Origin of the sequence: Streptomyces sp. PA03-5A (genome assembly GCF_033792725.1) — a bacterium.
In the GTDB taxonomy this organism is placed as follows: domain Bacteria; phylum Actinomycetota; class Actinomycetes; order Streptomycetales; family Streptomycetaceae; genus Actinacidiphila.
Genome location: NZ_JARAVL010000044.1, coordinates 59324 through 77241, shown reverse-complemented (window position 1 = coordinate 77241; position 17918 = coordinate 59324). Strand labels below are relative to the sequence as shown.

General features: G+C 72.5%; 17 protein-coding genes and 1 pseudogene. 9 read left to right on the top strand and 9 right to left on the bottom strand.

From position 1 onward, the window contains the following. Positions 1-402: 402 nt before the first annotated feature. Entirely contained in the window at positions 403-870 is a 468-nt protein-coding gene (locus PV410_RS38080) for a hypothetical protein (protein WP_500330818.1), read from the bottom strand. Continuing rightward, positions 867-2121 (bottom strand): annotated as a pseudogene (locus tag PV410_RS38075) (IS256 family transposase). Before PV410_RS38075 ends, PV410_RS38080 begins: the two are co-directional and overlap by 4 nt. 1076 nt (positions 2122-3197) lie before the next feature. On the opposite strand from PV410_RS38075, the gene PV410_RS38070 reads away from it, so the two are divergent. Then, the gene (locus PV410_RS38070) at positions 3198-3770 is read left to right on the top strand and encodes a fascin domain-containing protein (protein WP_500330816.1); all 573 of its coding nucleotides are present in this window, start codon (positions 3198-3200) and stop codon (positions 3768-3770) included. A 329-nt stretch (positions 3771-4099) separates the two neighbouring features. Here PV410_RS38070 and PV410_RS38065 read toward each other — a convergent pair whose 3' ends face one another. Further along, the gene (locus tag PV410_RS38065) at positions 4100-4861 is read right to left on the bottom strand and encodes a phosphoglyceromutase (RefSeq protein ID WP_089227655.1); all 762 of its coding nucleotides are present in this window, start codon (positions 4859-4861) and stop codon (positions 4100-4102) included. A 115-nt stretch (positions 4862-4976) separates the two neighbouring features. On the opposite strand from PV410_RS38065, the gene PV410_RS38060 reads away from it, so the two are divergent. Beyond that, positions 4977-6269 (top strand): MDR family MFS transporter, encoded by a 1293-nt coding sequence (locus tag PV410_RS38060; RefSeq protein WP_500330814.1) that lies wholly within the window; start codon positions 4977-4979, stop codon positions 6267-6269. Positions 6270-6399: 130 nt separating this feature from the next. Here the strand turns inward: PV410_RS38060 and PV410_RS38055 are convergent, their stop codons facing one another. Together PV410_RS38055 and mshA are read right to left on the bottom strand one after the other, a co-directional pair. After that, positions 6400-6915, bottom strand: a complete 516-nt coding sequence (locus PV410_RS38055) for a YbjN domain-containing protein (RefSeq protein WP_500330812.1) — start codon at positions 6913-6915, stop codon at positions 6400-6402. Continuing rightward, positions 6908-8260, bottom strand: a complete 1353-nt coding sequence (gene mshA, locus PV410_RS38050; RefSeq protein ID WP_500330810.1) for a D-inositol-3-phosphate glycosyltransferase — start codon at positions 8258-8260, stop codon at positions 6908-6910. The genes PV410_RS38055 and mshA overlap by 8 nt, the downstream gene beginning before the upstream one ends. Before the next feature lie 154 nt (positions 8261-8414). Here mshA and PV410_RS38045 point away from each other — a divergent pair, with 154 nt between their 5' ends. The 3 genes from PV410_RS38045 (at position 8415) to PV410_RS38035 (ending at position 12100) form a co-directional block, all read left to right on the top strand. Next, positions 8415-9215: a class I SAM-dependent methyltransferase gene (locus PV410_RS38045; RefSeq protein ID WP_500330808.1), complete on the top strand. Its 801-nt coding sequence runs from the start codon at positions 8415-8417 to the stop codon at positions 9213-9215. Between the two features lie 275 nt (positions 9216-9490). Next, positions 9491-10519 (top strand): C40 family peptidase, encoded by a 1029-nt coding sequence (locus PV410_RS38040; RefSeq protein WP_500330806.1) that lies wholly within the window; start codon positions 9491-9493, stop codon positions 10517-10519. Positions 10520-10831: 312 nt separating this feature from the next. Further along, the gene (locus PV410_RS38035) at positions 10832-12100 is read left to right on the top strand and encodes a PP2C family protein-serine/threonine phosphatase (RefSeq protein ID WP_500330804.1); all 1269 of its coding nucleotides are present in this window, start codon (positions 10832-10834) and stop codon (positions 12098-12100) included. A gap of 42 nt (positions 12101-12142) precedes the next feature. Here PV410_RS38035 and PV410_RS38030 read toward each other — a convergent pair whose 3' ends face one another. The 3 genes from PV410_RS38030 to PV410_RS38020 form a co-directional block, all read right to left on the bottom strand. Further along, positions 12143-12475, bottom strand: a complete 333-nt coding sequence (locus PV410_RS38030) for a DUF2516 family protein (RefSeq protein ID WP_500330802.1) — start codon at positions 12473-12475, stop codon at positions 12143-12145. An 88-nt stretch (positions 12476-12563) separates the two neighbouring features. Further along, positions 12564-13190 carry a hypothetical protein gene (locus PV410_RS38025; protein WP_500330800.1) on the bottom strand — a complete coding sequence of 209 codons (627 nt, stop codon included), beginning with the start codon at positions 13188-13190 and terminating at the stop codon, positions 12564-12566. A 76-nt stretch (positions 13191-13266) separates the two neighbouring features. Beyond that, positions 13267-13761 carry a helix-turn-helix domain-containing protein gene (locus PV410_RS38020; protein WP_499513159.1) on the bottom strand — a complete coding sequence of 165 codons (495 nt, stop codon included), beginning with the start codon at positions 13759-13761 and terminating at the stop codon, positions 13267-13269. A 157-nt stretch (positions 13762-13918) separates the two neighbouring features. On the opposite strand from PV410_RS38020, the gene PV410_RS38015 reads away from it, so the two are divergent. The 4 genes from PV410_RS38015 to PV410_RS38000 all read left to right on the top strand — a co-directional run bounded on the left by PV410_RS38015 (position 13919) and on the right by PV410_RS38000 (position 16995). Then, positions 13919-14386, top strand: a complete 468-nt coding sequence (locus PV410_RS38015; protein WP_500330799.1) for a bacteriocin immunity protein — start codon at positions 13919-13921, stop codon at positions 14384-14386. Between the two features lie 95 nt (positions 14387-14481). Further along, complete coding sequence (locus PV410_RS38010) at positions 14482-15570, top strand: MerR family transcriptional regulator (RefSeq protein WP_500330797.1); 1089 nt, start codon at positions 14482-14484, stop codon at positions 15568-15570. A 9-nt stretch (positions 15571-15579) separates the two neighbouring features. Then, complete coding sequence (locus PV410_RS38005) at positions 15580-16359, top strand: 2-phosphosulfolactate phosphatase (protein ID WP_500330795.1); 780 nt, start codon at positions 15580-15582, stop codon at positions 16357-16359. Positions 16360-16446: 87 nt separating this feature from the next. Continuing rightward, positions 16447-16995, top strand: a complete 549-nt coding sequence (locus PV410_RS38000) for a DinB family protein (protein WP_500330794.1) — start codon at positions 16447-16449, stop codon at positions 16993-16995. Between the two features lie 4 nt (positions 16996-16999). On the opposite strand, the gene PV410_RS37995 is transcribed toward PV410_RS38000, so the two are convergent. Further along, entirely contained in the window at positions 17000-17827 is an 828-nt protein-coding gene (locus tag PV410_RS37995; RefSeq protein ID WP_500330792.1) for a MerR family transcriptional regulator, read from the bottom strand. Between the last annotated feature and the right edge of the window lie 91 nt (positions 17828-17918).

Sequence of the window (17918 nt, the reverse complement as noted above, 5' to 3'; positions counted from 1 at the left end):
CGAACGCCGCGCCGACCTCCACCAGGGCCTCCTGGAACTCGCCTGCAGCATCATCTGCCTCCGACGACTCCGACCTTCATTCTGAAACGATCAGTTAGGAGCAAGGTGAGTCGATCGTTGGCCGAACCTGTGGATTCCCCGCCTCGGATGGACCAGGCGGCGCGGCCCGCTGCGCACCGCGCTTCCCCCTGACTCCCCGCCCGATCTGGAACGAAAGTGGCATGCGGTTATAGCAACCGCTGTGGCCGGTAGCACGTGGAAAAGCCGCCAGCCGGGCGCTCGACGTTCCCCGAGACCCTGTGGATCACGAGACTGTCACCCTCGCGCGACACCTGGTCGCCGGCGTTGAGGAACAGGGGCTGGTCAAAGGAGCAATAGTCAAGAGTTGTGGGTGAACTGATTTCAGCTTGAGCTGCGGTGGGTGAGGCTGGTCCTGGCAGCGTTGCGAATCCGCTTGGTGCGGCCGGCTTCGGCGAGGATCTCGACGGCCTCGGTGTTTGACCCGGCGGCGGTCTTGAGCTGGAGCCAGTTGGACGACGCGAGCAGGTCGGCCGGCTGCCAGGGCAGCTTGAGCGTGATGGCGCGGAAGAGTAACCACTCCCGCAGGCGCTGAGCCAGGAAGGGGTGGTCGATCGCGGCCTGGGTCATGGCCTGCGCCCACTCCTCGTAGGCGGGACCGGGGTAGAGGCCGGCGGCTCGACGGTCCAAGTGCCGCAGCACAGCGGACTGGGCCATCGTCTGGTCCGGATCAGTGAGCACGCTGCTGACCAGGTCAAGCTCGTTCGCTACGGTAACGTGCCCCAGCTTGTCGAGGTAGGCCGCGAAGCGGACGTGCTCGTCCGGGTTCTGCAGGATGTCGTGGACGTTCATGCGGCCTGCTCCTCGCGCTCGACCAGGACGCCGTTCTCGAATCGTGCACCGGCGCGGACCAGGGACACCAGGTGAGCTCCGGTGATCGCGTGCCATCGCGCTTGAGCGGACTCGACCAGCTTGAACACCATCGCGAGCGCGGCCGCGGGGCTGCCCGCGCCGCGGGTGACCTTGGTGCGGAGCTTGACCGTGGAGAAGGTCGACTCGATGGGGTTGGTGGTCCGCAGGTGAATCCAGTGCTCGGCAGGGAAATCGTAGAAGGCGAGTAGTTCGTCCCGGTCCTCGGTGATCTTCGCGACGGCCTTCGGGAACTTTGCCCCGTAGGTCTTCGCGAAGGTTTCGATCGCCTTCTCGGCGTGGGTGCGGTCCTCGGCGTTGTAGATCTCCTGCATCGCCTTCGTCGCGCCGGGCTGCGCGGACTTGGGCAGGCAGTTCGTTCGCGACGTTGCGGGCTTTGTGAACCCAGCACCTTTGCGGCCTGGCTGCCGGGAACACCTCGCCGAGCGCCCGCCACAGGCCCATGGCACCGTCGCCGACGACAAGCTCGGGGTCCCGCATGCCGCGCCGGCGGCAGTCGCGCAGCAGGTCGGCCCACGACTCGGTCGACTCCCGTAGCCCCTCGGCCAGGGCGATCAGCTCCTTCGTGCCGTCCAGCCGGACCCCGAGCAGGACCAGGACGCACGAGTGGGCCTGGCCCAGCCGGACCTTCGGGTGCACACCGTCAGCCCACACGTAGACGAAGTCGCGATCCGACAGGTCCCGACTCTGGAAGGCAGCGTGGTCCTCGCTCCACTGCCTGGTCAGCCGTGTCACGGTCGCGGCCGACAGGCCGGCAGTGCCGCCGAGGAACTGTTCCAGCGCCGGGACGAAGTCGCCGGACGACAAGCCGTGCAAGTAGAGCAGCGGTAGCACTTCGGAGATCTTCGGGGACTTGCGGCACCACGGTGGCAGGATCTTGGAGGAGAACCGCTTGCGCTCGCCGGTCTCATCGTCGACGCGGCGGTCGTGCACCCGCGGGGCCTTGACCTCGACCGGCCCGGCCGCGGTGACCACCGTCCGGGGCCGGTGGTGGCCGTTGCGGACAACGAGACGTCGGCCGTACTCGTCGGTCTCGGCCGCCAACTCGGCTATGTACTGGTTGACTTCCGCTTCCAGTGCGGCGGCGAGCATCCGGCGGGCGCCTTCCCGCACGATCTCGTCGATCAGGGAGCCGGACTGGGTGGAGCCGTCGGCGGTGACTACGCTGAGCACGGGGCGTGCCTTCCCGACCCGCGCTGCAACGCGGGCCTACTCGGAGACCTTACGGATCATTCGGGAAGGTACGCCCTCCGCGTGCCCACCCGGAACCGATCCACAAGTCCTGAGTATTGCTCTGGTCAAAGCTGTAGACACGGCAGCCGGGAACGAAGTTGATTTGGTTGAGCAGCAGCATCCGGGGTGCAACGAGCGGGTCTCCAGTCAATCTCATGGAAGCCATAGTGCGTGCGACGGTGCGCAGTGTCAGCCGTGAGATGGTCGCGTGGGCGGCGTGGAGAGGCGTTGAGCCGACGCTGCCATGGGGAGAGAGATCGGGGCCCGTAAGCTTGCGGTGACTCGGGCGGTCTGTGGACCTGCCTGCTAAGGCCCGATGTGAGCGCCGATCTTCGAGGCTCGCGCGCCCTATGGGTGTGAAGGCTCCGCACTGGCTGCCTAAAGCATCGGAGCCCCGGCCGCCCCAGCCACCGCGGTTCTCACCTCATGCCCCTGGGCCTACCTCTGGGCGCGCGGCGGCGGACGGCCGTGCCGAGCGGGGCGGAGACAGAAGCATGGGCGCGGCCACCCGGCGGAGCGTGAGCGACGCCGGGTGCCTTGATGAGGTAGAGAACTCCGTAACTACCTCAGCAGCCTTGAACCACTCCGCTGGACTGGGCCGGACACATACGGTTGCCATGAATGGGCCCGTAACGTGCACCAACAGACTTGGAAAGCCTGTTGGGGGCAACCCCTCACGAGTTCGAATCTCGTAACCTCCGCCAGTGCCTCACCGGGCACGTTGTCGAAGGGCCCCACCGGTCGTGGTGGGGCCCTTCAATGTTCTCCGCCGCCGGCGAGCCGTCGGGGCGGTCCACCCGGGCCCGCTGTCGTCGGGGACGCCTCCGGTCGCGGGGCCGGGCGGCGAGCGGCATCGCGTCAATCGTTCTTCAACCGCCCGTCGATAAGACGTCGATGCCCACAAGGTTGCCTTATGTCGGCATCAGGAACGCCTCCGGCCATCAGCGGCCACCGGTTCCCGGCCGGCCGCGGCAGGTCGTCGCGCAAAAATCGAGAAGCTCGCAGGAAGCAGGAACGTGAACCTCAAGAACATCTCCGGCAAGTTCGGCATGGCCGTGGCGGTGGGCGCAGTCGTGCTGACCGCGACGCCGTCCGCGACCGCCGCTCCGGCTCTGTCGGGCACGGTCACCGTGGCCTCCCCTGACTGGGATCTCGGCACCGACCACTGCGACGACATCAAGATCCAGTCCAAGGGCAACGGTCTTTTCGTCGCCGCGGAGAAGGACTACACCGGGGGCGACTTCGGCATGCTCCGAGCCCGGTCGTCCTCCGTCGGGCCCTGGGAGAAGTTCTCCCTCTGCCCGATGGACGGGTACTACACCCTCTTCTCATACGGCACCGGGAGTTACGTGAGCGCCGAGAAGAACTACACGGGCGCCGACGTGGGCATGCTCAGGGCGCGTGCGGCCGCCGTCAAGAGCTTCGAGAAGTTCGAAGTCCGCTGCCCCAGCTACTGCACCATCAGGTCCCTCGTCAACGGCCAGTACGTGAGCGCCGAGTTGGCCTACACGGGCACCGGCTACGGCATGCTCCGGGCGCGCTCCGCCTCCGTCGGGGAGTGGGAGAAGTTCTCCTTCTCGCAGGGCTGAGACACCGCCGCACGGAAGCCGGGCAGGGGGTGAGGCGTCTCCCCTCCCGGTCGGCCGCGGCGCACCCGACAGCGGCGTGCACAAGGACCTCCCACGTTCGCGGATCGAAGGAGACGGTACCTGCCCGATACCTCGGGCACTCCGATCCGGGCCTGACCTGGAAGGTGTACGCGCACCTCATGCCGAGTAGCCGCGACCGTGCCCGCAAGGCTCTCGGGCTGGCGCTCCGGCCGCAAGACTCTGGGCACTGAGGGCCCACACTGGGCCCAGACCGTAAAAGCGCCCCCGATCTGCGCCATAAGAGCAGGTCGGGGGCGTGATCTCGATCCTTACTTCTTCTTGCCCTGGTTCTTCACGGCCTCGATCGCCGCCGCGGCCGCCTCGGGGTCGAGGTAGCGGCCGCCCGGGGTGACGGGGCGGAAGTCGGCGTCGAGCTCGTAGGCGAGCGGGATGCCGGTGGGGATGTTCAGGCCCGCGATGTCGGCGTCGGAGATGCCGTCGAGGTGCTTGACGAGGGCGCGCAGGCTGTTGCCGTGGGCGGCGACCAGCACGGTACGGCCGGTGAGGAGGTCGGGGACGATGCCGTCGTACCAGTACGGGAGCATGCGGTCGACGACGTCCTTCAGGCACTCGGTGCGCGGACGCAGCTCCGGCGGGATGGAGGCGTAGCGCGGGTCGTCGCTCTGGGAGAACTCGCTGCCGTCCTCGATCGGCGGCGGCGGGGTGTCGTAGGAACGGCGCCAGAGCATGAACTGCTCCTCGCCGAACTCGGCGAGGGTCTGCGCCTTGTCCTTGCCCTGGAGGGCGCCGTAGTGGCGCTCGTTGAGGCGCCAGCTGCGGTGGACGGGGATCCAGTGCCGGTCGGCGGCCTCGAGGGCCAGCTGCGCGGTGCGGATCGCGCGCTTCTGGAGGGAGGTGTGGACGACGTCGGGGAGCAGTCCGGCGTCCTTCAGCAGCTCGCCGCCCCGGACCGCCTCCTTCTCGCCCTTTTCGTTCAGGTTGACGTCAACCCAGCCAGTGAAGAGGTTCTTAGCGTTCCACTCGCTCTCGCCGTGGCGGAGGAGGATCAGCTTGTACGGAGCTTCAGCCATGGCAAGGAGTCTAAGAGAAAACCCCTTGGTGCCCTCCGGAGGGCCGATGTAAGCTGCGCAGGCCATCCTGGCCCATTACGCCTACGACGCCCCGACGCCGCGAGGAGCAGCCGCCGTGCCCGATGTCAGACGTGCCGTACGGGAGACCGTCTCGGGACTCCCCCGGACCTTCTGGTGGCTGTGGACCAGCACACTGGTCAACCGGCTCGGCGGCTTCGTCGTCACCTTCCTCGCGCTCTACCTCACCCTCGACCGGGGCTACTCCGCCACTTACGCCGGTCTCGTCGCGTCCCTGTACGGCCTCGGCGGCGCCGTCGGCGCGGTCGTCGGCGGGGTGCTGACCGACCGGCTGGGGCGGCGCTCGACGATGCTGCTGGCGCAGGTCGCGGCCGCGGCCGGCACGGCGACGCTGGCCTTCGTGGACGGGCAGGCGGAGATCGCGGGCGTGGCCACCGTGATCGGCGTGGCGAGCAGCGCCTCGCGGCCCGCGGTGCAGGCGATGATGGCGGACGTGGTGCCCGCCGCGGACCGGGTGCGGGCGTTCTCGCTCAACTACTGGGCGATCAACATCGGCTTCGCCGTCTCCTCGGCGGCGGCCGGCCTCATCGCCTCGCAGGGCTACCTCTGGCTCTTCCTCGGCGACGCGTTCATGACGGTGCTCTGCGCGCTGGTGATCTACGCCAAGGTGCCGGAGTCCATGCCGGGCCGGGAGCCCGCGAGCCCGGGGCGGTCCGCCGGGGCGGCCGGGGGCGGGGAGTCGCGGGTCGGCCTCGGGGTCGTCCTGCGTGACCAGCGCTTCATGTGGTTCGTCGCGCTGACGTTCCTGCTGGGCACGGTCACCCAGCAGGGTTCGACGACCCTCTCGGTCGACATGGGCCGCCAGGGCTTCTCCGCGAGCCAGTACGGCCTGATCATCGGGCTCAACGGCCTGCTGATCGTGCTCCTGCAGATCCCGCTCACCCGGCTCGTCGAGCGGCGGAGTGTGGCGGCGCTGCTCACCGCCGGCACGCTGCTGATGGGCTGGGGCTTCGGGCTCACCGCCTTCGCCGGTTCGGTCCCCTTCTACGCGCTGACGGTGGCGGTGTGGACGATCGGCGAGATCCTGCACGCGCCGGCCTCGATGTCGCTGGTCGCCGACCTGGCACCGGCCCACGCCCGGGGGCGCTACCAGGGCATGTACTCGCTCGCCTGGCCCGCGGCGTCCTTCGCCGGGCCGCTGCTGGGCGGCGTGGCGCTGGACCGGTGGGGCGGTGGCGTGGTGTGGGGCGCCTGCGCCGTGGTCGGCACGGTCGCCGGCGCCGGCTACTGGCTGCTGCTGCGGGAGCGCGGGGCGCAGGCCGGGCAGGTGGAGACGGCGCCGCCGGCCCCGGTACGGATACCGGAGCCGGAGCCGACGGCGGACTGCTAGCGCGGGAGGCGCAGGGCGCGCCGCACCTCGTGCGGCGCGGAGCGCGCCCCGTACAACGGTCCCGCCGACGCGGCGCCGCCGTGGGAGCCGTCGTCATCGAGACCTTGGTGACGCTCAGGCGGCGGCGAGGCTACTCGGCACCCTTGCCGGCCTTGCCAATCAGATGTGCGAACGCGTCGAGGTTGCGCGTGGACTCGCCGCGCGCGGTCCGCCATGCGTGCTCCTTGCGGATCGCGCCGGCGAAGCCCAGTTCCAGCAGCGTGTTGAAGCTGCCGTCCGCGTTCTCGAGGACGGCACCCAGCAGCCGGTCGACCTCCTCGGGGGTCACCGCGACCAGCGGGAGCCGGCCGGAGAGGTAGACGTCGCCGAGCGCGTCGATGGCGTAGGCCACGCCGTACAGCCGGGTGTTGCGCTCCAGGAGCCAGCGGTAGAACGCCTCGTGGTTCTCGTCGGGGCGGCGCACGACGAAGGCGTTGACCGTCAGGGTGTGCCGCCCCACCGCCAGCGCCACGGTGGTGGACAGCTTGCGCGTGCCGGGGAGCTTGACGACGTACTCGCCCCCGGCTCCGGTCTCCCAGCCGAGTTCGGCGTCCTCCAGTGCCCGCTCGACCGCCGCGCGCGCCGCCGTCTGCTCCCGCTCACCCATGCGGCGATCGTAGGCGACGCCGCCGCTCGGCCATCGCACCCGCGTACACCTCGGCGGTCCTGGTGGCCGCCGCGTCCCAGCCGAAGCACCCCGCGTGCCGGGCGGCGGCCCCGCCCATGGCGGGCACCAGCTCCGGGTGCTCGACGAAGCGGCGCAGGGCGCGCGCGTAGTCGGCCGGTTCGTGGCCCGCGACGAGGAAGCCGGTCTCGCCGTCCTTCACGGCCACCGGCAGCCCGCCGACCGAGGCCGCCACCACCGGCGTGCCGCAGGCCTGCGCCTCGATGGCGACCAGCCCGAACGACTCGCTGTACGAGGGCATGACCAGCACCGACGCGGCCCGGTACCAGTCCGCGAGCCGGTCCTGGGCGACCGGCGGCTGGAAGCGCACGAGGTCGGAGATGCCGAGCCGGGCGGCGAGCTTCTGCAGGCGCTCGGGCTTGGCCAGGCCGCTGCCGCTCGGCCCGCCGACGACCGGGACGACGAGGCGGTCGCGCAGCGACGGGTCCTCCGCCAGCAGGATGGCCGCGGCGCGCAGCAGGATGTCCGGCGCCTTGAGGGGCTGTATCCGGCCGGCGAAGAGCGGGATCACCGCGTCCTGCGGCAGGCCGAGGCGCGCGCGGGCCCCGGCGCGGCCGCCGTGGGCGTCCGGCCGGAAGCGGTCCAGGTTCACCCCGGGGTGGACGACGGCGACCTTGCCGGGGTCGGCCTCGTAGTGCCGGATCAGCTCGTCCGACTCCTCGGCGGTGTTGGCGATCAGCCGGTCGGCGGCGTTGACAATCTGCGTCTCGCCGATGACCCGGGCCGTGGGCTCGGGGGTGTCGCCCTCGGCGAGCGCCGCGTTCTTGACCTTGGCCATGGTGTGCATGGCGTGGACGAGCGGGACGCCCCAGCGCTCGGCGGCGAGCCAGCCGACGTGGCCGGAGAGCCAGTAGTGCGAGTGCACCAGGTCGTAGTGGCCCTGCCGGTGGCTGGCCTCGGCGTGCATCACGCCGTGAGTGAAGGCGCACAGCTGCGCGGGAAGATCCTCCTTGGCCAGGCCCTCGTACGGGCCGGCGTCCACGTGCCGCACCAGGACCCCGGGCGCCAGCTCGACCGTGGGCGGCAGGGCGGCCGTGGTGGCCCGGGTGAAGATCTCGACCTCCACGCCGGGGCCCTCCGCGAGCCGCTTGGCCAGCTCGACGATGTAGACGTTCATACCGCCCGCGTCGCCGGTGCCGGGCTGGTGGAGGGGCGAGGTGTGCACGCTGAGCATGGCCACGCGCCGCGGACGGCGTCCACCGACGCCATGGCGGCGCAACCGGCGATGGGCACCACCGGCCAGGACCTTCGCCACGTACTGGCTCACGTCGCCTCCTCCACTTCTCCGACGGGCGGCCGAGCGGAGGCCGCCCCTGAACGGTGACAACCAGCGGAAGGCCTAGATCCATTTCCGCTTTGCCAAAGCGTGACCGTCGGCCCGGCCCGGATCCGGCGCCCGCGGGCTCGCATAGGCTCGGCGCATGCGCGCGACACGGCCGGTCGGAGAGGTGACCCGGGGGACGACCAACCCCAACCGGCTGCGCCGCATGGACCGCTGGATCGCGGCGCAGCACGGGCCCGCGCTGCGCCGCAGCGACGATCCGCTCGCCGTGGACCTGGGCTACGGCGCCGCGCCCTGGACGGCCCTGGAGCTGCTGGGAAGGCTGCGCACCGCGCGCCCCGACGCCGAGGTCGTCGGCATCGAGATCGACCCGGCCCGGGTGGCCGCCGCCCGGCCGTACGCCCGCGAGGGGCTCTCCTTCGCGCACGGCGGATTCGAGGTGCCCCTCCCGGACGGCCGCAGGCCGGCGCTGATCCGGGCGGCGAACGTGCTGCGCCAGTACGACGAGGAGCGCGTCGCCGAGGTGTGGACCCGCCTGCGGTCCCGGCTCGCGCCGGACGGGCTGCTGGTGGAGGGCACCTGTGACGAGATCGGCCGCCGCCACGTGTGGGTGGCGCTCGGCCCCGAGGGCCCGCGCACGGTGACCTTCGCCACCCGGCTCGGCTCGCTGGAGCGCCCCTCCGACCTGGCGGAGCGGCTGCCCAAGGCGCTGATCCACCGCAATGTGCCGGGCGAGCCCGTGCACACGTTCCTCACCGACTTCGACCGCGCGTGGGCGGCCGCCGCGCCCTTCGCCTCCCTGGGCGCACGGCAGCGCTGGATCCGCACGGTGCGCAGCCTGGCGGGCCCGGGCGGCTGGCCCGTCACCGACACCCCGTCCCGCTGGCGCCAGGGCGAGGTGACCGTCCGCTGGGAGGCCCTGGCCCCGGCACCGGACTGATCCCCGCGGCTCGGTCGCCACGCCGCCCGGACGATGCGCGGGGCGCGTGTCGGATCCGTACACGACGACGCAGGCGCCCCGCCGCACCGGGCCGATCCCGCCCGCCGACGGCAGCCGTCGGCACCCCTCCACGGCCGCCGAACACGTCCCGGGCCGGGCCGACATGGCGCCGGAGGGCGGTGCACCGGCCCACGGCTCTGGCCGATTCGCGTCTTCCGTGGCACCATCCACAGTCATGTGACGGACCGTCAGATGTGTGCTGCGGAGGTGCCCGCATGAAGCGTACGGCCTGCCTGGCCTGTGCCGCGCTGCTGCTCCTCGCCGCCCCCGTGCAGGTCGCGCACGCCGATCCGCCCCGCCCGCCCCGCACGCTCCAGGACGTACGGGCCGAGGTCGGCACCCTCTACCGGCAGGCCGAACGCGCCACCGACACCTACAACGCCGCGCACGAACGGGTCCTCGCCCAGCAGAAGGAGATCGTCGCGCTCGCCCGCGTCATCGACCGGGAGCAGATCCGGCTGCGCACCCTGACCGCCCGGGCAGGCGCGCTCGCCCGCGCCCAGTACCGCGGCGGCGGCATCGGCCCCGGGCTCGACCTGCTGCTCAGCGACGACCCGGACGCCTTCCTGGACGGGCTCGCCCTCGCCGACCGGGGCGCCCAGGCCGCCGGCACCACGATCGAGCAGTTGCGCACCACCACGGCGGAGCTGGGCGCCTACGCCCGCTCCGCCACCGCCGCCTGGGAGCGCCTCGTGGCCGACCAGAAGGAGGCGGCCGACGCCGAGCGGGAGGTCACCGCGCGTCTGACCCGGGCGAAACGCCTGCTCGCCGGCCTGGAGGCCCGGGAGCGGGCACGGCTGGAACGGCTGGAGGACGAGGCCGCCTACCGTTCCCAGGTGGCCTGGCTGCGCACCGACGCCGCCACCCACCTGCGCCGCAACGCCGCCGGCGCCACACGGCAGGGCGCCGCGGCGGTCGCCTTCGCCGCGGCGCAGATCGGCAAGCCGTACGAATGGGGGGCGGACGGCCCGGCCGCGTACGACTGCTCCGCGCTGACCCGGGCCGCCTGGCGCGCCGCGGGGGTCGGCATCCCGCGCACCTCGCAGGAGCAGTGGCGGCTCCTGCCGCACGTCCCCATGGCGGCGATGCGCCCGGGCGACCTGGTCGTCTACTTCGACGACGCCAGCCATGTCGGCATCTACGTGGGCGACGGCGCCATCGTCCACGCGCCGCGCCCCGGGCGGCGGATCACGATGGCGGGGGCCGGGTCGATGCCCGTCCTCGGCGTCGTGCGCCCCGGATGACCGCACGCGGCCGTGCCGGGCGGCTGCGTGGGGCCGCCGCGCTGTGACCTGCGTCCTGTGACCCCGGCCGCGTGACCCGTACCACCCCGTCTCCGAGCAAACGTGACGTTGGTCATGCCCGCTTCGTCCCTCCGCGGTCGAAATCCGCAGCTCAGAACCGCATATGACACGGGCGGTTTACCAACAGGGCCTCCCCCGCCGCCGGGCGCTACCGCTATGGTCGCCCTTCAGTGTTCTCGGAGCTGAGCAACCGATCCGACCGATCCGACCGCTCCGGGACGTTGCCCTCGGGGGGAGGGAAGGAATTGTCCGATGTCGCCGATGTCCGCGACCGAGCGGCGCACCGACCAGTACGCCGTCGTGCCGGGGCCGCGCCAGGAAACCACCCTGGCCGACGGCCGGACCTCCCCTGCCCTGACCCTGCTCGTCATCGGTGAGGACCCGGTCGGTGCCTTCACCGTCCCCGACCTGCTGGACGTCTCCGGCACACGGGTCCGCATCCGCCGCGCCCGCAACCTGACCGAGGCCGAGCGGCTGCTCAGGGACGACGTCAACTGCATCCTGCTGGAGCTGTCCGCCCCCGCCGCCGAGGGCGTCTCCGACGGGCTGGACAGCCTGCGGCAGCTGCTGCGCCTCGCCCCGCGCACCGCCGTGCTGGTGCTGACCGCCGGCACGGACACCGACGCCGAGCGCGCCGCCGAGGCCGTCCGCGTCGGCGCCCAGGACCACCTGACCCCGGCCGACCTGGACCCGTCCCACCTGACCCGGGCCATCCGCTACGCCGTGGAGCGCAAGCGCGCCGACGTCGCCCAGCGCCAGCTGACCGAGACCCGGCTGCTCGCCCAGGAGAACTCGCGGCTGGAACGCGGGCTGCTCCCCACGCCGCTGCTCCACGACGCCGACCTGCGCTTCGCCGCCCGCTACCGGCCCGGCCGCAGCCGGGCCCTGCTCGGCGGCGACTTCTACGACACCGTCCGCACCCCGGACGGCACCGTGCACGCGATGATCGGCGACGTCTGCGGCCACGGCCCGGACGAGGCCGCCCTCGGCGTCGAGCTGCGCATCGCCTGGCGCGCGCTGACCCTGGCCGGACTGTGCGGGGCCGCCCTGCTGGGCACCCTGCAGGAGGTCCTGGAGCACGAGCGGTCCCACGACGAGATCTTCGCGACCCTCTGCCAGGTCGACATCAGCCCGGACGGCCGCGCCGCCGACCTCTGGCTGGCCGGTCACCCGGCGCCGCTGGTGTCGCTGTCCGGGATGGCACCGCAGCTGCTGCCGTACGAGCACGGCGGCCCGGCGCTCGGGCTGCTGCCCCAGAGGGACTGCTGGGAGGGCGCGCGCTTCGAGCTGGGCGAGGCGTGGAGCCTGATGCTCTACACCGACGGGCTCATCGAGGGCCGGATCGGCCTGGGCGCGCAGCGGCTGGGCCAGGACGGCATGGTCGAGCTGGTCGGGCGGCAGCTGTCCGCCGGACTCGCCGGCGAGGAGCTGCTGGACGCGGCGATGACGGAGGTACGGGAGCTCAACGGCGGGGAGCTGACGGACGACGTCGCCCTCATGCTCCTGGAGTCGGGCGCCTGATCCGAGGGCCCGGCCGGTCCGCCGGCCGGGGGGAACTCCGCCTCAGCGGTTGAAGGGGCCGTACGGGCCGTCGCTGCTGCTGCCGCCGCCGCGCCGTCGCGGACCGGACACCTGCTTGAGGGCGGGACGCACGTCCACCGTGTAGACGATCACCGCGATCAGGCCGATGACCGGCAGGAACGACATGATCGGCAGGATCGCGATCAGCGCCGCCGCCACGGCGAGGATGATCAGCCAGAAGGGCTTGGTCTTCTTGTCCGCCGCCCGGTAGGCGTCCTCACGCCGGATGGCCGCGTCGACCAGCGCGAAGAGCGCGAAGACCAGCAGGGCGATGGAGATCCAGCCCAGCAAGTTGTAGAAGCCCTGCACCAGCATTGCCGTCCACCTCCGTCATCGGCTCCCACCGTACCGGCACAACGAGCCGGGCACGCCACGCGTGCCCGGCCCGTGATGTTCCGGCCGCTCAGGAAGCGGGCTTGCCCGGCGTCGCGGGCTTCTTGGCGGCGGGGGCCTTCTTGACCGGGGCCTTCTTCGCCTGGCCGTCCTGCACCGGGGCCGGGGCGGGGGCGGGGGCCGGGGAAGGAGCCGGGGCGGGCTTGATGTCCGCGACCGGCGCCTGCCGCGCGGCCGGGACGGGCTCGGGCTCGATCGCGACCGCGATGTCCTCGACCTGGTCGGCGGCCTCGCCGCGCCAGGTCGCGACCGCGTCCTTGCCGCGCTCGGCCAGGCCGTCGTAGGCCTCCTTGGCACGGACCGCGTACTCGGCGGCACGGCCCACCTGCTGCAGCGCGAAGTCCTGTGCGGAGTCACGCAGCTTGCGCAGGTCGCCGTCGATGGTGCCCAGGAGCTCGTTGACCTTGGCCTGCGCCTTGGTCTGGGCGTCCTTGGCCTGCGCGGTCACCTTCTCCTGCACGGCCTTGGGGTCGGTGCCGCGGATCTTCTCGATCCGCTCGGGGGCCTCGGCGCGGATCTTCTCGATCAGCGGCGGGACCTCCTTGAGCTTCTCGGCCGCGAGGTCCGCGGTCCCGGCCAGCGCGTACAGCGGGGTCGGGTCCTTGAGGGTCTTGACGATGTCTTCGGTGATCGCCATGAGGGTTTCTCCCGTTTGAGGATGGTGGCGTGTACGTCTGTTCAGTCGCCCGTTCCGCGCGACCGGGCGCAGCCGGTCACCCGGCGGCCGCGGCGTCGTCGCCGCTGCCCGGTCCGGCCGGTCCGGACGCGTTCGGCTTCAGCACGGCGACAGCCTTCTTCGCCGCCTTCTTCGCCACGTGCTCGCGCGGCGCGGCGGGCTGCTCGTCAAGAGCTTCCTCCACTGCGGCGTTCTCCTTGCGGAACGACTCGTAGATCTGCAGGAGGACTTGCTTCTGCTTCTCGTTGATCGCCGTGTCGGCCAGGATGGCGGTCCGCACCTCCATCCCCTCGCCCTGGTCCCGCTCGTCGAGGATCCCTGCCTGCACGTACAGGGTCTCGGCGGAGATGCGCAGCGCCCTGGCGAGCTGCTGCAGGATCTCGGCACTGGGCTTGCGCAGCCCGCGCTCGATCTGGCTGAGGTAGGGGTTGGACACCCCCGCGGCGTCGGCGAGCTGACGCAGGGACAACTGCGCGTTGCGCCGCTGCTCCCGCAGGTACTCACCGAGGGTGCCGACGTTCAGTGAAGCCATGCCTCCGAGGATGCCGCGCGGTGCTAACTTTTGCAAGCAAGATGCTTGCAAAAGTCTCGTTAAGGGGATGTGACATCCCCCGCACGGCCCAGCCGGCCGCGGCGAACCCACGGCGCCGCCCCGGCCCGCTGTCGGCCCCGGCCCGCATAATGCCGCCGTGGACCTGCGCGCCGAACTGCTCCCGCCGCCCGTCAACCCGGAACGACTGGCGGAGGTCGCCCGTGAGATCGAGCGGATCGAGGACCTGGCCGGCTCCGGCGAACCGACGGAGGAGGCCGTGGCCGCCTTCAACGAGCGCACGGGCCACGACTACCTGCTGTCCGACTTCGTCCGGTACGACGTGTCGCGCGACCTGGAAGGGTTCGCCCGGGAGGCCGCCCGGCCCGCCCGGCCCGCCCGGCCGCGGGTGGCGGACATCACGCGTGAGGAACTCGTCGAGATCGTCCGCCGTGTCGATGCCGACCCGGCCGGCGAGGACACCGACTACTACCTGCGGCTCTTCGACTGCAACACCCCGCACCCCCGGGCCTGCGACCTGCTCTTCCACCCCCCGGCCGGCCTCGCGGACGCCCCGCCCGAACGGATCGTCGACGCCGCGCTCGCCTACCGGCCGATCGCCCTGTGAACCGCGCCCGGGTGGCCGGTTGACCTTGACCTTGGGGCAGGCCACAGCATCGAAGCGGCCGGGCGGCTTGCCCGGCCCGAGGGAGGGAGCCCGCCATGGACTCGCTGACGATCGGGGCGTTCGCGAAGGCGTCCCGGCTGTCGCCGAAGGCGCTGCGGCTGTACGACGAGCTGGGGCTGCTGACGCCCGCGCGGGTCGATCCGCTGACCGGCTACCGCCACTACGCCCCCGCCCAACTGGAGCGCGCCCGGCTCGTGGCCTGGCTGCGGCGGCTGGGGATGCCGCTGGCCCGCATACGTGAGGTGTGCGCGCTGGACGCGCCCGCCGCCGCGCGGGAGATCCGGGCGTACTGGGCGCAGGCCGAGGCCGCGCACGGCGCGCGGCGGGACCTGGCCGCCTTCCTCGTCGATCACCTGTCCCGGAAGGACTCCGTCGTGAATGACGCGAACGACTCCAACCACGCGAACCGCTCCCTGGAACTGCGCTACGCCGCCCTTTCCGACGCCGGCCTGGTCCGGCCCGGCAACCAGGACACCGCCTACGCCGGCGCCCGGCTGCTGGCGGTGGCCGACGGCTTCGGAGACGAGGGGGCGCCGGCGGGCGCCGCCGCCGTCGACGCGCTGAAGGAGCTCGACGCCGCTGCCGCCCCCGGCGGTCTGCTGGACCTGCTGCAGGACGCCCTGGACAGGGCCGACGAGACCGTACGCGGCTTCGCGGACTCGGGCACCACGCTCACCGCGCTGCTGTGGTCCGGGGAGCGGCTGGCCCTCGTCCACATCGGGGACTCCCGGGCGTACCTGCTGCGCGACGGCGAACTGTTCCGGATCACGCACGACCACACGATGGTGCAGTCGATGGTGGACGAGGGCCGGCTGACCGAGGCCGAAGCCGCCTCGCACCCCCAGCGGTCGCTGCTCGTACGGGCCTTGGGTTCCGGCACCCGTCCCGCCGGGCGCCTGCCCGACCTGCGGCTGCACGACCCGCGTCCCGGCGACCGCTACCTGCTGTGCACGGACGGCCTGTCCACCGTCGTCCCGGACGACGAGCTGCGCCGGGTGCTCGCCTCCGGCGCCGGGCCCGGGGAGACGGTGCGCACGCTGGTCGGGCTGGCCAACGCCGCCGGCGGTCCGGACAACGTCAGTTGCGCGGTCGCCGATGTACAGGAGAGGTCCGCGGCGGCATAGTCCTCGCCCATGAGCGAGGAATGGTTTCTGCAGACACGCCACGGGGTGCGGTTCGAGTGGGGACCGGAAGGCGCCCGGCGGATCGGGGCGCACGTGGCGTGCCTCGTCGTCGTCGACGTCCTGTCCTTCACCACCGCGGTGACGGTGGCCGTCGAGGCGGGCACCGCGGTGCACCCGTACGCCTGGCGCGACGCGACGGCGGCCGCGTACGCGCGGCGGGTCGGGGCGCGGCTGGCCGTGGGGCGGCGGGAGGTCAGCGAACGCTCGCCGTGGTCGCTGTCCCCCGCCGCCCTGCGCCGTGCGCCGTACACCCCGCGGCTGGTGCTGCCCTCGCCCAACGGATCGACGATCGCCGCGGCGGCCGGGGAGGCGGCGACCGTCGTCGCCGCCTGCCTGCGCAACGCGACCGCCGTCGGCGCGTGGCTCGCCCGGCACGGCTACGGCGTCCGGGACCGCCCCGTCGCGGTGATCGCCGCGGGCGAGCGCTGGCCCGACGGGACCCTGCGGCCCGCCCTGGAGGACCTGCTCGGCGCCGGTGCGCTCGTCACCGCGCTGCGGGGGCACGCCCCCGCCGTGACGCTCTCCCCCGAGGCGCGCGCCGCGGCGGCCGCCTTCACCGGGGCGCCCGACCCCGCCGGCACCGTCGCGGCCTGCGCCTCAGGGCGCGAGCTCAGCGGCGGCGGTTTCCCGGAGGACGTCGCGATCGCCACCGAGTTCGACGCCGCCACCGTCGTCCCGGTCCTCTCCGAGGGAGCCTTCTCCTCGCGGCCCATCGCGGACCGGAACTGACCGCATCGGTGCGTAACGTCGAAGACATCGGAGGACGCCGGAACACCGGCGCCCACGACCGAGGCCGATGGCCAAAGGGAGCGCGCGATGCCGACGGTGGTACGGAACGAGTCGGGTGAGCGGGACGCGCTGCTGGCGTACCTGGAGGCGCAGCGCGGCGGGATGCGCCGCGCGGTGCTCGGGCTCACCGACGAGCAGGCCTCCTCCCAGCCGAGCGTCAGCGAGATGAGCCTCGCCGGGCTGGTCAAGCACGTCGCCAGGACCGAGGAGTCCTGGGTGCAGGGCCTGCTGCTGGGCCACGAGGACAAGAAGGGCACCGAGGCGGACTACCTCGACGGCTTCCGGCTACTGGAGGGCGAGACCCTCGCCGGCTGGCTGGAGGAGTACGCGCGGATCGGCCGGGAGACCGAGGAGGCCGTCCTGGCGCTGCCCGACCTGGACGTCGTGGTGCCGCTGCCGGACGCGCCCTGGAACCCGCCGGGCATGAAGGTCAGCGCCCGATGGATCCTGCTCCACCTGATCGAGGAGACCGCCCGGCACGCCGGGCACGCGGACGTCATCCGCGAGTCCCTGGACGGCCGGACGGCCTTCGAGCTGGTCGCCGAGGCGGCTCAGCAGGGCAAGCCCATGGGCTGACCGGTCACGCCACCGTGGCCACCGGTTCCTGCAGCTCCGTCACCCATGTGTCGGGATGCCCTTCGCACTCCAGGTACAGCTCGCGGGGGTAGCCGAGGGACCGGTGGCCCTGGGCGTCGATCCCCCGCGCCAGGGCCTGGGCGCTGCGCAGGACGTCGTCCATGGAGCCGCGGTGCACGATCGTCGCCGCGCTCTCCAGCTCCGGCAGGTCGACGACCGCGAAGTCGTACCCGCCGTCCGGATCGGCCGCGACCTGCAGCCCGGCGTGGACGAGGATCGCGCCCTCCCCCTCCGGGGCGTCCTCGTAGTACGCGACCCCCGGCCCCACCGGCCGCACGCCCGCCGCGTCCAGCCGCCGGCACAGCTCCTCGTACAGCGGCTGGATGACGGGCCCGATCTGCGCCGGCTCGAACCCCGCCGCGGTCGCCGTCAGCTCCGCGAGCCGCACCGCGGGCACCCTCTTGATCACCACGTCGTCGGTGGACATCCGTCCCTCGCTCTCGATCGTGCGGAGCCTCGCCTCGACGCCCGCCAGCCGCGCCGCGTCCGCGGCCATCGCCGCCGCGAGCTCTGCGCGGCGCAGCCGCAGCATGCCGCGCAGCTGCTCCGCGCTCACCTCCTCGTCGAGGATCGACCGCACCTGTTCGAGCGTGAAGCCGAGGTCCTTGAGGGCGATGATGCGGTTGAGCCGGGCGAGCTGCCCGGCGGCGTAGCTGCGGTAGCCGGTGGCGGGGTCGACACGGTCGGGGCGCAGCAGTCCGACGGCGTCGTAGTGACGCAGCATGCGGACCGACACGCGGCCGTGCCTGGCGAAGTCTCCGATTCCGAACATGACGTCTCCGAGTCCAGCGCCTCACACGGTGTGAGGGTCAAGCGGGACGGCGGATGCCCCGGCGCGGTCGGCGCCGGGGCATCCAGGGGGG

Bases quoted from the DNA above. Each gene is read 5' to 3' on its own strand.
- PV410_RS38080 (WP_500330818.1), bottom strand. From the start codon at position 870: ATGAACGTCCACGACATCCTGCAGAACCCGGACGAGCACGTCCGCTTC.
- PV410_RS38030 (WP_500330802.1), bottom strand. From the start codon at position 12,475: ATGCTGGTGCAGGGCTTCTACAACTTGCTGGGCTGGATCTCCATCGCC.
- PV410_RS38010 (WP_500330797.1), top strand. From the start codon at position 14,482: ATGGACTCGCTGACGATCGGGGCGTTCGCGAAGGCGTCCCGGCTGTCG.
- PV410_RS38025 (WP_500330800.1), bottom strand. From the start codon at position 13,190: ATGGCGATCACCGAAGACATCGTCAAGACCCTCAAGGACCCGACCCCG.
- PV410_RS38000 (WP_500330794.1), top strand. From the start codon at position 16,447: ATGCCGACGGTGGTACGGAACGAGTCGGGTGAGCGGGACGCGCTGCTG.
- PV410_RS38035 (WP_500330804.1), top strand. From the start codon at position 10,832: ATGTCGCCGATGTCCGCGACCGAGCGGCGCACCGACCAGTACGCCGTC.
- PV410_RS38005 (WP_500330795.1), top strand. From the start codon at position 15,580: ATGAGCGAGGAATGGTTTCTGCAGACACGCCACGGGGTGCGGTTCGAG.
- PV410_RS38065 (WP_089227655.1), bottom strand. From the start codon at position 4,861: ATGGCTGAAGCTCCGTACAAGCTGATCCTCCTCCGCCACGGCGAGAGC.
- PV410_RS38020 (WP_499513159.1), bottom strand. From the start codon at position 13,761: ATGGCTTCACTGAACGTCGGCACCCTCGGTGAGTACCTGCGGGAGCAG.
- PV410_RS37995 (WP_500330792.1), bottom strand. From the start codon at position 17,827: ATGTTCGGAATCGGAGACTTCGCCAGGCACGGCCGCGTGTCGGTCCGC.
- PV410_RS38045 (WP_500330808.1), top strand. From the start codon at position 8,415: ATGCGCGCGACACGGCCGGTCGGAGAGGTGACCCGGGGGACGACCAAC.
- PV410_RS38055 (WP_500330812.1), bottom strand. From the start codon at position 6,915: ATGGGTGAGCGGGAGCAGACGGCGGCGCGCGCGGCGGTCGAGCGGGCA.
- PV410_RS38040 (WP_500330806.1), top strand. From the start codon at position 9,491: ATGAAGCGTACGGCCTGCCTGGCCTGTGCCGCGCTGCTGCTCCTCGCC.